The following is a 13,149-nucleotide window of genomic DNA, read 5'->3' on the forward strand; positions in this document are numbered from 1 at the left end:
GCGGGGAAACGGCGGAGAGGCTGGGATTCGAACCCAGGGAACCCGCGAGGGCTCAACGGTTTTCGAGACCGTCCCGTTCAACCGCTCCGGCACCTCTCCAAATAAAAAGGCGGAGAGTCTGGGATTCGAACCCAGGGTAGTTTTCACTACACACGATTTCCAGTCGTGCCGATTCGACCGCTCTCGCAACTCTCCAATGCACTAGTGACGCAGGCGCTGAAAAAAGTCCCGCATCAGCTGAGCCGATTCTTCGGCCAGGACTCCTCCCTCTACCAGAACCTGATGGTTCCAGCGAGTTTCCGAAGGAACGTCCAGGATGGATCCGCAAGCTCCGAACTTTGGATCGGAAGCCCCGAAGACCAGCCGGCTGATCCGGGCCAGATGAATGGCACCGATGCACATCGTGCAGGGTTCCAAGGTAGCAAAGAGCTCGCAGTCGGTCAATCTCCATGTACCCAGAGTTGTCGCTGCAGCGGAAATAGCCAGAGTTTCCGCATGAGCCGTGGGGTCATTCAGCCTTTCGACCGAATTGTGTCCCCGCCCGATCAACCTTCCCTGATGCACAACGACACAGCCCACGGGGACTTCTTCCTCCGCAAAGGCCTGCCGCGCCTCTTCAAGAGCCAGACGCATCCATCGCTCATCCTGTTTCTGAATCATGAACGCAGGATATGCAGGAGAGCGCTGGATTGCCAGAGGGATTTGAAGAGCCTTGCGCTTCCCGGTTCTCAGACGGGCTGAGCAAATGCCCCCGGCAAGGCATTTCTTGACAGCATCACAGAGCATCCCTAAGGTTCGCTTTTCCAGACTTTTGCCCTCTCACGCAAACAGGATGGTGTTCGGTGAACGTCACTCAGAAAGACTACACATACGCAGAGTACATCTGGATCGATGGACAGCTGCCCACGGCCAAACTCCGCAGCAAGACCAAGGTACTTCGTGAGGACTTCGACAATCCCCCGGTCTGGGGGTTCGATGGTTCTTCCACCCAGCAGGCCGAAGGCATCGATTCCGATTGCGTTCTCCAGCCGGTCAAGATCTATCCCGACCCGATCCGGGGCGGAGAAAGCAAACTCGTTCTCTGCGAGGTCATGTTAGCCGACGGCTCGGCACACGAGTCCAATACTCGAGCCCGCCTGCGCGACATGTCCGAGAAGCACACAGCGCATGACTGCATTTTCGGGATTGAACAGGAGTACACCTTCTTCGAAGGCAATCACCCTCTGGGCTGGCCCGACGGAGGATTCCCAGCCCCCCAGGGCAATTACTATTGCGGGATTGGTGCGGATGAGGTTTTCGGACGCGAGATCGTGGAAGACCACATGGAAGCCTGCCTGGAGGCGGGCATCCACATTGAGGGGATCAATGCCGAGGTCATGCCCAGTCAGTGGGAGTTCCAGGTGGGTCCCGTGGAAGGGCTCACCGTGTCGGACGATCTCTGGATGGCCCGCTGGCTCCTGTACCGGATTGCCGAAGACTACGGTGTGAACGCCAAGCTCCACCCCAAGCCCATCGCAGGCGACTGGAACGGGGCAGGCGCGCACACGAACTTCTCCACGAAAGAAATGCGTGAAAGTCTGGAGGCCTGCTGGGAAGCCACCAGGAAGCTGGAAGCCCGGGCCGATGAGCACATCGAGGTCTATGGCGACCTCATCAATTTGAGGCTCACCGGGCTTCACGAAACCTGCGATTACCGTAGCTTCCGTGCCGGAGTCAGTGACCGGGGCGCCAGCGTCCGGATCCCCTGGCATGTCAACAAGGCGGGGAAAGGTTACATTGAGGACCGTCGCCCCAATGCGAACATGGATCCCTATCAGGTCTGTGCGATCATGATGGAAACGATCTGCGGAAGCTGAATCAAAAGAAGAAAGCCCCCGCTGATAAAGCGGGGGCTTTTCCATGGAATCAGGTTTCTATTTCAGGAGCACGATCCTCAGTTCGTCACTCTCCGTGCCGCTCTTGACACGGGCCAGATAGACCCCGCTCGACAGATCCTGCCCGCGGTCATTCCTTCCATCCCAGACAATCTCATGCTGTCCGGCAGCGAGGAAGCGGGGAGAGAATTCCCGTTGCAAACGTCCTGCACTGTCAAAGACCTGAAGGACGACTTCTCCGGCTTCCGGAAGCCCGAATGCGATTTTCGTCTGCGGATTGAAGGGATTCGGATAGGCTCCGCGCAGTCGCAATGCTGAAGGCATCTCATCGCCGGCCGCCACCAGGATTCCCGCCTCCGCGATCAGAATGCGCTGGTCCGCATCAATTCCCAGACTGTCCGTGAGCTCCCCGGAAGGCCAGAAAACCTGAAGCGTGTCTACCGTGGCGCTAGTCCCCAGGCCGAAGGAAAGAGTGGGCGAGTGCTGTGACAGATAGGAAAAGTCGGCTCCCAGTTGCCGCACCTGCTCGACCCCGTTTGACACAATCCGAACTCTGGCTCCCAGGGGCATGGTCGATGACTCCTCCCCCAGCAGGTCAACCTGCAACCAGTGATTGGAGTGTTCACTTACATTGCGGAAGAGCCGATTGGCTCCCCCCTCATTGACCAGATAAAAGTCCAGTCGCCCGTCCCCGTCATAGTCGGCCCAGGCCGTTCCCAGACCCTGCCCCTCGTCTCCAATCACGGCATCGGTGACCTCCAGGAAATTGCCGGCGCCATCTCCCCGAAAGAGGCGGTTGCTTTCCCATCGCCTGCAGAGGTAGAGATCCAGGAAGCCGTCATTGTCATAGTCCACCCAGACGCCGCTCTTGCTGTGGGAGGCATCATCCAGAGGTGAACTACTGACATCTGTAAACACGCCCTCATCATTTCTCAGAAGAAGGTTCGCTCCATCCTTTGCCAGAAACAGATCCATGTCGCCATCGTTGTCATAGTCGCCCCAGCAGGCCCCGTAGCCCTGACCGGAGTCGGAGTGTGCCCCGCCTGACAGAATACTGAAGTTGCCGTTTCCATCATTGACATAGAGCTGGTTCTGCATGTTTCCGCGAACAAGATAAAGATCCTGATCCCCGTCATTGTCATAGTCCACCCAGTTGACCGAACGGGCATTGCCACTGTCTCCGAGCGGGTAGGAAGTGTTCTCGGTGAAGATGCCATTGCCTTCATTGTGGAAAAGACGGTCAGCGGAAAAAGTATTAGCCACGAAGAGATCCATCAAACCATCCCGGTCATAATCTCCCCAGGCTGCTCCCAGACTGTAGGAACTGTCCAGAAGAAGGAGAGGGGTGACATCTGTGAAGCTTCCTCCGTCGTTGCGGAAGAGATGGTTGGTATCCCCGTTGGTCTGGGTCAGGTAGAAGTCCAGGTCTCCGTCATTGTCATAGTCGGCCCAGGCGGCCTGGCGGGAACTGCCGGTGAGATTCAGGGGCGAAGAACTGACATCCAGAAAGCTACCGTCTCCCTGATTCTGGAAGAGACAGTTCTCTTCATTGGAATTGCTCAGAAAGAGGTCCAGAAGTCCATCGTCATCGTTGTCGAACCAGGAGGCAGCCTTGCCGGCACCCGCATGGTTCAGGGGATCGAAGCCCTCGTCTGCCCATTCGGAAGGAGCGAAGACGGAAAACTCGCCACTCCAGCCGAAGTGATTGTCCTCATCCAGAACTTTCACGCGATAATTCGAACCGGTTCCCCAGGTGGCAAGAACCTCTCCCGAAAGAAGCTCGGAACCATCGTTCGCAGTCCACCCGGAAAGGTCTTCCACGAAATCCGTCCCCCGAAAGAGAAGCAGGCGGACATTGTCGGAAGAACTCCCCCACCATTCGATCAAAGAAAGAGCGTCTCCGTGAACCCAGGTCGTCCCGGCCACCGGTTCGGTCACCGAGAAGAAGTTCTCCGGCTCGATGCCGATGAGCATGGCCTCCACCATGTAGTTGCAGCCATCCCAGGGGCAGTAGAGATTGTCCAGCGCATACCAGGCATTCGCGCTTCCTCCCCAACCATAGTTCATGTGGTAGTATTGGGTTGAACCATCCTGATAACCGTCTGCGATAATCGCATGGGTGTGGATCCGGTAGGCGATCGGCCGCGGCGGAAGGGCATCGAATTCTGTCTTCAGGCGATCCCACCATTCCGAAGCTGAATGGGTATTCCGGTTGATGAAATCCGTGGTCTCTGCATAGCGGAAGAAGCCCGGGAAGACCGTTTCTCCCGTGTAGACATAGGCCCCCGAGCCACAGACGCCAAAGTTCATCTCATAGGCCACGGCCACTTCATAGTTCAGCTCTGCAACAGCATCCCGTTCTGCCTGGGAATTGCCTCCCGAGTAGGAATCCAGAATGTTGTCCCAGTCATAGGGATCCTCGAAGGTCGCGGTAAGTTGTGTGGAAGAGGGAACGCCGCCACAGGAGTCATCTCCATCCCAGGTATAGGTGTGGCTTCCGCTCCCGTATTCAGGGTACTTCCAGTAGTTGAGAATCTGGGCGGCCGCCGTTGCGACACAACCAACCAGGCAGGTTCCCCCATCCCCGGGAGGACAATCCAGGTAGTAGGGATAGCTCTGGTTCCAGGTGGAAGTGAGAAGAGGGCCGACACTGTTTCGGTTTCCTGCCATCGGTCGCCCGGCCAGCAGGTTTTCCCAGGACTGTCGATTGCCTGCTGGCGCGACATGGGCGGGAAGAGAATTGAGATCTCCGTAATTGTCTTCCAGAAAATCCAGACTGCTACTCAGTGCATCCAGGATCAGTTCCGAGTAACCCGAACGACCGGGCTCAAAGTCATCACTGTCCGACCAGGCCTTGATGGCCGGCATTTCCGTAATCGGTGACAGGATCACATGTCCGCGGGGCTGAATGTCAGACCAGTAGCCCAGAAGGCGACCATCGCGGCGGATCTCCCGAAGTTCTCCGGCCACCGCTCCACGGTCGGACCAGCCATCGGACATGCCCAGTCTCTCGGAAAGGAAAGCATGGAGTGCAGTCTCTGCCTCCTGCTTCTCCACGAGTCTTGCGCTCGCAGAAAGCACCGCCAAAAGAAACAGAATTAAAACAAGATGAAGAAAACGCATGGGGACCTCTCGTTCCTTGACCGGTATCCAGCTTAATTATAAGGGAATCTTTCCTTCGGGACAATCATATCCCTGAATGCAGATCCATGAGTCTGAAATGCTACTTCAGGAAAACGGCCTTTCGGGACTGCCTCACTCCCGCAGATTCCAGTAGTATCGTGTAGAGACCACTGCCGAAATCGTCTGCCTGCCATGTCAGCGAATGCCGCCCCGCCTCCATGTTTCCATCAAAAAGGCTCTTCACCAAGCGTCCGCGAACATCCAGAACCCGAAGGGAGACCTCTGCTGTCTCCTGCAATTCCACGGAAATCTCCAAACGCGGATTGAAGGGATTCGGCCAGGGAGGAAGGAGACGGGCCGCGAGGAGCTCTCCTGCGGGAACGCCCACTTCTTCCTGCCCACGGAACAGATGCACCTTCCCGTCGATGGCTCCCACCAGCACATCCAGCCGCTCATCCTCATCCCAGTCCCAGACGAAGGGTCGGGAGCGGGCCGCAGAAGGGAGATCGATGGGAAGCCCCTCGGACTCCAGAACCGTGTAGCCGCCGAACTCGGGAGATTCCTCGCTTCCGATATTCAGATAGAGAAAGAGCTCTCCATTGGTGTTGCCGCTGATAAAGTCCAGACGGCCGTCTTCATCGAAATCGTGAAAATGGGGACTGCTCCTCCCCCCGGGAACCACAAGGGGAGAATCGTATTCCTGGACGAAATACTCGGAGAGAAAAACGGGCTCCGTGTCCGTCCCTTCATTGAAGTAGACATGAATCAGGCCACTGACAGCACCCAGCAGCAGATCGCGACGACCGTCATTGTTCCAGTCAAGGTAATTGGGAGTGGAGCGAACGCCGACATCAATGTCCACAAGATTGCCCGGCTCACCCCATTGCAGGTAGCTACCCGCATCGAAGAGAGGATCCTCCTCGCTTCCGATGTTCAGATGAATCATGACCTGTCCGCTGTCCCGCCCGAGAAGCAGATCCTTCTTTCCGTCATCGTTCCAATAGACCATTCGAGGATACAGACCCATGCAGCCGGAACCGTGGTGTTCCAGATCCCCGTCTTCGGTCTGGGCGAAGAAATAGCCGTTGAAAAGAGGACTGCCGGGGATTCCCTGATTGGGATAGACTCTCACCTTTCCATTGAAGAGGCCGCCACCCTCTCCCACAATCAGGTCATCGAGGCCGTCCTCGTTCCAGTCCACCATGCAGGGAATCGAATAGGCCTGAACGATCAGATCCCCGAAACCGTCCTGAACGATCTCCTCGGGCCCCAATTCAAGCAGAGCCAGAGCCGGTACCGTCAGAAGCGTGAGCAGTAGGATGATACAACGCATCGCATTCCTCCTCTTTCAGTATAGCACAGATTCCCATCAGATGTGTCGCTTCCTGAATTGTAGGGAAAATTACTCCCCGAAACGGCTTCCCCCTTGACGCTGGGCAGCAAAGAGGAAAGAATCCTCCCAATGAAAGGACTGCTAATGCCTCGAACAAACCTATGGCTGCTTTCTCTTTTTCTTCTTCTTCCCGCTGCTCTGTCGGCCTTCACAATGGATGCACGGGAGATGGCGATGGGAGAAGCATCCCTGCCCCGATCCTCTTCCATGGTGTCCGACAACTTTGCCTATTCTTTTCTGCCGGACCGCGTGGATCCCAACCGGAATTTCACCCTGCCTCTGCCCTTGGGCGCAGTAAATCTTTTGCGGAACCCACCGGTCATTGATCCAAAGGATCCGGGCTTCGATCCCATCGTTCTCTTGAACATTCTGGCCAGTGGCATGGTGCATGTTCCTCTTGTGGAGCCGGATCCCCTGGATGGAGATCTGGTGCTGAACCTCGGGATGGATCACCTGAGTGTTTACTGGGAGGATGCAAAGCACTTTATCCCGAAAGAAGCGCTGGGCTTTGAAACCGCTTTCCGCGATCCCGGCCTGAACCTCTGGACACGCAGGTCCAGTCCACGCTCCTACCGCCTGCGTCTGGCTCCGCTCATGTACGCATCGCTGGAAACCCAACTGGATGATGCCTTCTACGGGATTCTGGCAGAGGGCGATCCACTGCTTGCCAACTCGGTCTATGGAATCGATGCCCATGTTCGACTGATGGGCGGACTCAGTTGGACCTTCGGAGCCGTGGCCGAAATGGAACTGGATGAAAAGACGAAGCTACATCTTGCCTTTGCACCGAAACTTCTCACGGGACTCGCTTTTGCAGACAGTGACATTCGTCTTCGGGCAAGCACTGCCGACACACTCTTTTCCTCGGACAATCCGATGGACCTGGACCTGGAAGCACTCAGTTCCCATGCCTTGCCGGGATCCTTCAGCAGTGGCTTCGGTCTGGATCTGGGAGTCGTCCTTCGTGGCGAAGACTGGGATCTCGGTCTGGGCGTACAGGATCTCTTCGCCTCCGTCCATTTTCCCCGGTCAGAAAGTAGCCGCAGCTGGCTGGCAGAAAGCGAAGAAGAGGAAGGGGGAGGAGGCCTGAACTTTGAAACCGAGACTCTCGCGAGCGATGAAGCCCATGACTTCCCACTGAGCCCTTCCTGGACCCTGAATGCCGCGCTGATCCGGGACAGCTGGATGCTGCTCGGCGATGTCCGGGTAAGGGAGTCCTTTACCAGCGCGCACTTGGGCGGCGAGAAACGCTTCGGCCCCCTGGCCCTTCGTGCGGGAATCCGCAATGACTACAAGGGACACTGGCAGCCGAGCGGAGGGATTGGATTGAGACGGGGAAGAGCAGAACTCAGCCTGGCATTGGCCGGCCATTCCTTCGTCCAGGATGAACAGGGCCTGGTCCTCGCCATGAGCCTGAACCTCTACAAGGAGACGCGATGAACAAGATCAAGACCCTTCTCGCGATCCCGACTCTTGCCCTGATGCTTCTCGTCGCAAGTTGCGGAGGAAACCGGATCATCCTGAACCTGGACCTCGACAGCTTCATGGACGAGGAATCCCGCACTTTCCATTACGAGTTCGAGATCCCCGTGGCTCTTCCACCCGAACAGGTCGATCAGGTTCCTCCGGTCTCGGAAGAAAACTACGAGCCGGTCACTCTTCCCGCAGAGCTTCGGGACATCGTGAATCTGGATGTCTTTGAATTTGACTATCGCTTTGAGCTGAGCGATGAGTTGCTTTCCGGGGATGTCGCTTTAGAGATTCTGATCGAGGTCTATCTCTCAGAAAGTGAAGAACATCTCTGGGATTACTCCTCCCGCCTTCTTGAAATCTCTCACGACATCGCTCCCGGCGGAGAGGCGGAAGTTCTGGAAGGTAGTTTCGGAGGCGAGGCCTTCGTGGATCTCTTTCAGAACCATGAAGAAGCACTCCTGGGTCTCCGCTTCCGGGCCGAGTATCAGGGAGGCTCCGGCCAAGTGGAGGGCGAAGTGCTGGCCCTCCAGCTTCACGCCCATATCGAGGGGCAGGAGAGTTTCTTCTAGTCCTACATCATTCCCCGAAGTCCTTCAGAATCCCCATGGAACTGTTTGAAGGATTTCGGGGAACATCTTTTCTTCCTACAGAGATTTCCCGCTGGCTTTTCCCTGCAAACTCCTGTATAATAATAGCTTCTGACAGAGTGTTATTGGAAGGACATCATGAGCCACTCGCAAGACTCCAGAAACTGCCGGGATAAACTCCCTCTTGTCTGTCGGGCATTGTCTGACAGGAAAAAGGAAGCCACCTCCCCCATTCCCCCCTGCGGAAGAATCCTCTCATGACCCGGATCCTGATCGCTGATGAGTTCGCCATCGTTCGAAAGGGCCTTCGTGCGATTCTGGAGGAAGAGCACGATCTGCAGGTTGTCGAGGAAGCCAGCTCCGCACAAGAGGCCCTGAACATCAGCAAGAATCTGGAATTCGATGTCTTGCTCATCGACATCTCTTCGGTCGGATTTAGGAATCTGGATTTCATCCGCCCTCTGAAGGAATCCAGAAAGGAAATCCAGATTCTGGTGCTCAGCACTCACCCGGAAGACCAGTACGCCATCCGCGCCCTGAAAGCCGGTGCTTCCGGCTACATCACGAAAGCAAGTGATGCAAAGGAACTGGTTCTGGCAACGCGAAAGGTTGCCCAGGGCGGGAAGTACATCAGCCCGGAAGTTGCCGAGCAGATCCTCATGGCAGTCACCGGCAATTCGAGCCGCCCTTCGCATGAGAAATTGTCCGACCGGGAGTTCACCGTGATGAAGATGCTGGCCTCCGGGAAAAGAGTGTCGGAGATCGCTTCGGATCTGATGCTCAGCGTCAAGACGATCAGCACCTATCGGCGCAGGATTCTGGACAAGACCAAGCTGGACAGCAACGCCGCTCTAACGCGTTATGCTCTGGAAAATCAACTGCTCGACTAGTCCCCCAGATTGACCAGTCTCCTTGCCCTGCAAACTCCCGGCCCCGGGCGTGCGCTGATATCCTGCAAATCGGACACCTGACAATGCATGATGAAGCTGTCCTGGCCTGCGGGATAGTCATGCTGCAGCGTGATCGGGAACTCGGTATCGTATACCACTCTTTCCCCGTCGCCCCAGTCTACAGAAACCTCCACTCCATAGCCCATGGGTTTGTAAAAGGTCGCCGCAAGGGTTACCCGGCGGGAGCCAGGCGTCACGGGCATCACAGAAAAAGAGCTCCAGGAGGGCATCACATCCGTGGGTCTTGCATAGAGCACCTTCGGGTCCACGAGAACCGGCCAGTAGCGCCCCGCCCTCAGCCACTCGGCAGGGAGCAGGGTGGAAAGTGTCGCCGTGCCGGGAGCGCCGAGAACGATGCGATAGGACATCCAGGCGCGATCTCTTTCGGTGATATCCCAGGCCACAGGAGCGGGGAAGAGAAAGATATCGTAAAGGTAGCGGTCACGGAGGCTGATCCAGTTGTCCACTTCCAGACTATCGCCGGGAAGAAGGCGCATCAGGCTGTCCCCCATGACCCAAACTTCCATGGAAGGATTAAACTCGATTTCCTCCTCGAAGACCAGCATCTCACAGCCCTCCGGCAGGGCGGGCAGTTCGCTCAGGTGGAAGAGTTGCTGGAAACTGCCATCAAGAGTATCGAGCTCAAGATCGATCCCGGGACCATAGGCCTCGGGGAAGAGAAGCCCCCCCTCGACATGATGCATGGGGTTCTCCACCAGTTCGATGCGGGAGAGTTCGTTCCCGTCTGCATCCTCACAGCAAAAGAAGGTGTTGATAAAAGTCAGTTGAAAGCCATTGCGGTTCAGGGTGACCATGGGTCCGGGTCCAATCGTCCCCGGAGGGAGATAGACATGGAAGTCCGTTCCGCAATGAAGCAGGGGAAAGGAAAAGAGCAGGAGGAGGAGCAGGCAAAGAAACCGGCTGCGGAAATATCCAGCGCAAGGGCCCCTCATGGGCGGCCTCCTAGAAGGACAGTCCGAAGTGCTCCAGGCCCGAACCCGAAGCCTTCCTCAACTGGGCCATGGCGATCTGCAGGTCCACGACCGCCTCGATCTCACGGGTTCTGGACTGGGTCAACTGATCCTCAAAGAGCAGGACGGCATGGTTGCTGGTCTGCCCCAGATCCAGTCGTTTCCGCTCTCCGGCCAGTTGCTTTTCTGCAAGATCTCTGGAAGCGCGGGTCACCTGGATCCTCTCGTGGCAGGATTCCAGCACCAGTTTCGCTTCTCTCATTTCCGTGATGATGCGCATCTCCACGGCACGCAGGTGTTCCCGGCTTTCCATCAACTTGTGGTTTGCCCGGTAGTAGTCTGCCCGCTGGGCACTGTTGGGGAAGTGGAGGTCGGCTTCCACTCCGACGAAGAGTTCCACCCCCCCCTCATAGGCAGAGGGCGGGACAATCGGATCCTCGGAGTAGGGATCGCCGCTGTAATTCAGTGTGCCCCCGATACTCGTGTAACTGATCTCGCCGGTTACATAGAGGCCCGGTTTCATGTTGTTCTTCGCCTTGACGATATTGAACTCATTGGCAGCGATATCGTGGCGAACCCGCAAGTAATCCTGCCGGGAGGAAAGAACCTCCTCGAGCGGCGGCAGGTAAGGCGGAATATCAACTTTCAGAATCGGCTCATCCTTGAGTTCGACAATGGAGGAAAGTCGGGAGGGCGAATTCTCGTCAAGGAGAAGGCCGAGCAACTTGTCGCGGGCCTGTTCCACCCGAATCTTGCCGAGGATGATATCCTCACGACGGGCGGCAACTCCCGCCTCGGAAACCAGAAGCTCCATCTGGGAGATCTCCCCGGACTTGAAACGAAGGCTGGTCAGCTCAAAGAGCTGCCGGGCACTTTCCAGCGAAGCATGACTGGCCTTGAGAGTTTCCTGATAGCCATAGAGGCGCCAGTAGGCTTCTTCAATTTCATAGGCCAGATAGTCTGCCGTGTGGCGGTAGGTGGAAACCGTGGAACTGAATTCCTCCAGCTCAATGCGGCCGGGGGCCAGATTGTTCGCGGTTCCCAGATTCCGCTGCACTGGCTGGACCACGCGAAGGGTCATCCGTTGGCGACTGAGATCCTCATAGTAAGCGCTGCTTCCGTAATTGAAGACCTGGTCGGGCCCATGCTCGATGGCATGGCGCGCATAGAGGAGAGTACCCGTGGGGAAGCGCTTCGCCAGATTCAGGGCCACGGCTTCCCTCGCATAGATCAGACGGTTGTTGCCGGGGTTTGCCTCCGCCTTTCCACTCAGCTGCCAGGAAAAACGCGCATTGCTGGCTTCCACATCGGTCGCTTCTGCCTCTCCGGCATACCAGATGGAGCGCAGTGTGGGATTGTTCCGAAGCCCGAGGGAGATTGCGTCCCGAAGTCCCAGAGAAAGGCTCTGGCGGTTGTCAGGATAGACCTCGGTCTTGGCGGACTTCCAGTGGTCCCCCATTCCACCCTGCATTACTCCCTGAAAGGAGGGCATCTGTGGCTTGGACTGCAGCATGTCTCCCCCCAGGTCCAATTCCAGGGCCAGAGCGGATGCGACAGGCAGGACAAGGACAAAGCCAAGAACCACTGCCTTGAAAAAACGAGCGTTTGACTGACTCATCGGACACTCCATTGAGTGAAATGTGCCATTATCAGGATTCCCTATTTTCGGAATCCTGATCCTAATATGCGAGCGCGTCAAGCAATGCCTCGCTCAAATCCTGTTTCAAGCCCTGATGGCCGATCTGCCATACCGCCACCCCGGCAACAGCCCCCCCCTGGACATCGTGTCCATTCAGGGCAGAACTGACTTTCTCCCGAAGGCCTTCTTCGTCGGTCACCCACTGCCCATCCACCTTCTTTTCCAGATAGAGAGGGTGCAGCGGAGCATTGGACTCCTTCACCTTGTCTCGAATGTGAATCCAGGGCTTCCCGGCACTGGAATAGAAGGGAAAGCCGATGACCAACTTGCTCCGGCTCAATCCCCGTTGCAGCAATTCTGCTGCCACTCCGCTCACCGAGCCTTCAATCGGGGTTTCTTCCCCTTCCGGCCAGAGGTCCTTCCAGTGCATCCAGGGGCCCAGCGCCGGGTTGCGGTGGTCGTATCCGAAGAGAAGACCATAGTCGATCATCGGATCGAGGGCCTCGAAGTCATAACCCCGCAGCCAGTAGCCCGGGCTGATGCCAATCGTCAAAAGAGGTCGGCCTCCGGAGGCATCCCTCCAGACTCCCCGGTCGATTTCCTCACGAAAGGCCTTCACCAGGGTTACGAAGCGATGACGCTCTTCTCCCCGGGGAAATTCCCAGTCGATGTCAAGGCCATCGTAGCCGGCCGATGCCGCCAGATCACAGATCTCGCGGACAAAGCGATCCCGGGTCCGCTTCCTGGCGACGATGTCACTGAAAACTTCACCCGACACCGACCCTCCGCCCAGAGAAAGGAGAACGCGACAGCCCGCACTGTGAGCCGCTTCAATCAGGCTCTTTCGGGGAAGGCCATGCGCAGACTCCGTGTTTCCCCAGGAATCGGGGATCAGGAAGCAGTCCACAATGTGGGTATAGGGGCGATAGTCGATCTTCCCGGCACTCAGGTCTCCGTAAAGAGTCTCCACATAGCCGAACACAGCAGGGGAGGAACTCTTGAAAGAAATGGCGGACCCCGGCTGATGATGCGATTTGTCCGAACCGTCTTCAAACTCGCCGAAGTCCGCCAAAAGGACCTGCGTCGGGAGGAGCAACCAGGCTCCTAAAAACATCGCCCTGAGCAAACTCAGGGTGTGA

The 13,149-nt window shown here is 56.9% G+C and carries 10 protein-coding genes and 2 tRNA genes; 4 read left to right on the forward strand and 8 right to left on the reverse strand.

The features are described 5' to 3' along the window. Window positions 1-12: 12 nt before the first annotated feature. From QGH30_04945 to tadA, 3 genes are all read right to left on the reverse strand, one after another. A tRNA-Ser gene (locus QGH30_04945) sits at window positions 13-99 on the reverse strand. 11 nt (window positions 100-110) lie between these two features. Beyond that, window positions 111-195 (reverse strand) — tRNA-Ser (locus tag QGH30_04950). 6 nt (window positions 196-201) lie between these two features. Further along, window positions 202-657, reverse strand: a complete 456-nt coding sequence (tadA, locus tag QGH30_04955; protein MDP7021684.1) for a tRNA adenosine(34) deaminase TadA — start codon at window positions 655-657, stop codon at window positions 202-204. 185 nt (window positions 658-842) lie between these two features. On the opposite strand from tadA, the gene glnII reads away from it, so the two are divergent. After that, window positions 843-1,856, forward strand: coding sequence for a glutamine synthetase GlnII (gene glnII / locus QGH30_04960; GenBank protein ID MDP7021685.1), 1,014 nt, complete (start codon window positions 843-845; stop codon window positions 1,854-1,856). A gap of 57 nt (window positions 1,857-1,913) precedes the next feature. Here the strand turns inward: glnII and QGH30_04965 are convergent, their stop codons facing one another. Beyond that, entirely contained in the window at window positions 1,914-4,997 is a 3,084-nt protein-coding gene (locus QGH30_04965) for an FG-GAP-like repeat-containing protein (GenBank protein ID MDP7021686.1), read from the reverse strand. Window positions 4,998-5,097: 100 nt separating this feature from the next. Next, the gene (locus tag QGH30_04970; GenBank protein ID MDP7021687.1) at window positions 5,098-6,330 is read right to left on the reverse strand and encodes an FG-GAP-like repeat-containing protein; all 1,233 of its coding nucleotides are present in this window, start codon (window positions 6,328-6,330) and stop codon (window positions 5,098-5,100) included. Window positions 6,331-6,474: 144 nt separating this feature from the next. Between QGH30_04970 and QGH30_04975 the strand changes: the two genes are divergently transcribed. The 3 genes from QGH30_04975 (at window position 6,475) to QGH30_04985 (ending at window position 9,340) form a co-directional block, all read left to right on the forward strand. Continuing rightward, the gene (locus QGH30_04975) at window positions 6,475-7,830 is read left to right on the forward strand and encodes a hypothetical protein (protein MDP7021688.1); all 1,356 of its coding nucleotides are present in this window, start codon (window positions 6,475-6,477) and stop codon (window positions 7,828-7,830) included. Next, window positions 7,827-8,432: a hypothetical protein gene (locus tag QGH30_04980; GenBank protein MDP7021689.1), complete on the forward strand. Its 606-nt coding sequence runs from the start codon at window positions 7,827-7,829 to the stop codon at window positions 8,430-8,432. The genes QGH30_04975 and QGH30_04980 overlap by 4 nt, the downstream gene beginning before the upstream one ends. Before the next feature lie 275 nt (window positions 8,433-8,707). Continuing rightward, entirely contained in the window at window positions 8,708-9,340 is a 633-nt protein-coding gene (locus tag QGH30_04985) for a response regulator transcription factor (GenBank protein MDP7021690.1), read from the forward strand. Here QGH30_04985 and QGH30_04990 read toward each other — a convergent pair. From QGH30_04990 to QGH30_05000, 3 genes are all read right to left on the reverse strand, one after another. Next, complete coding sequence (locus QGH30_04990) at window positions 9,337-10,353, reverse strand: hypothetical protein (protein MDP7021691.1); 1,017 nt, start codon at window positions 10,351-10,353, stop codon at window positions 9,337-9,339. The two genes, QGH30_04985 and QGH30_04990, sit on opposite strands and share 4 nt — an antisense overlap. A gap of 10 nt (window positions 10,354-10,363) precedes the next feature. Then, on the reverse strand, window positions 10,364-11,989 hold the full coding sequence (locus tag QGH30_04995) for a TolC family protein (GenBank protein MDP7021692.1): 1,626 nt from the start codon (window positions 11,987-11,989) through the stop codon (window positions 10,364-10,366). Window positions 11,990-12,050: 61 nt separating this feature from the next. Next, complete coding sequence (locus QGH30_05000) at window positions 12,051-13,106, reverse strand: glycosyl hydrolase family 18 protein (GenBank protein MDP7021693.1); 1,056 nt, start codon at window positions 13,104-13,106, stop codon at window positions 12,051-12,053. Window positions 13,107-13,149 lie beyond the last annotated feature (43 nt).

The sequence above is a fragment of the Candidatus Krumholzibacteriia bacterium genome, from assembly GCA_030748535.1.
In the GTDB taxonomy this organism is placed as follows: Bacteria; Krumholzibacteriota; Krumholzibacteriia; order JACNKJ01; family JACNKJ01; genus JASMLU01.

Excerpts from the sequence above, each read along its gene's own strand:
- QGH30_04985 (MDP7021690.1), top strand. The coding sequence starts at position 8,708 with ATGACCCGGATCCTGATCGCTGATGAGTTCGCCATCGTTCGAAAGGGC.
- QGH30_04990 (MDP7021691.1), bottom strand. The coding sequence starts at position 10,353 with ATGAGGGGCCCTTGCGCTGGATATTTCCGCAGCCGGTTTCTTTGCCTG.
- QGH30_04980 (MDP7021689.1), top strand. The coding sequence starts at position 7,827 with ATGAACAAGATCAAGACCCTTCTCGCGATCCCGACTCTTGCCCTGATG.
- QGH30_04965 (MDP7021686.1), bottom strand. The coding sequence starts at position 4,997 with ATGCGTTTTCTTCATCTTGTTTTAATTCTGTTTCTTTTGGCGGTGCTT.
- QGH30_04975 (MDP7021688.1), top strand. The coding sequence starts at position 6,475 with ATGCCTCGAACAAACCTATGGCTGCTTTCTCTTTTTCTTCTTCTTCCC.
- QGH30_04970 (MDP7021687.1), bottom strand. The coding sequence starts at position 6,330 with ATGCGTTGTATCATCCTACTGCTCACGCTTCTGACGGTACCGGCTCTG.
- QGH30_04995 (MDP7021692.1), bottom strand. The coding sequence starts at position 11,989 with ATGAGTCAGTCAAACGCTCGTTTTTTCAAGGCAGTGGTTCTTGGCTTT.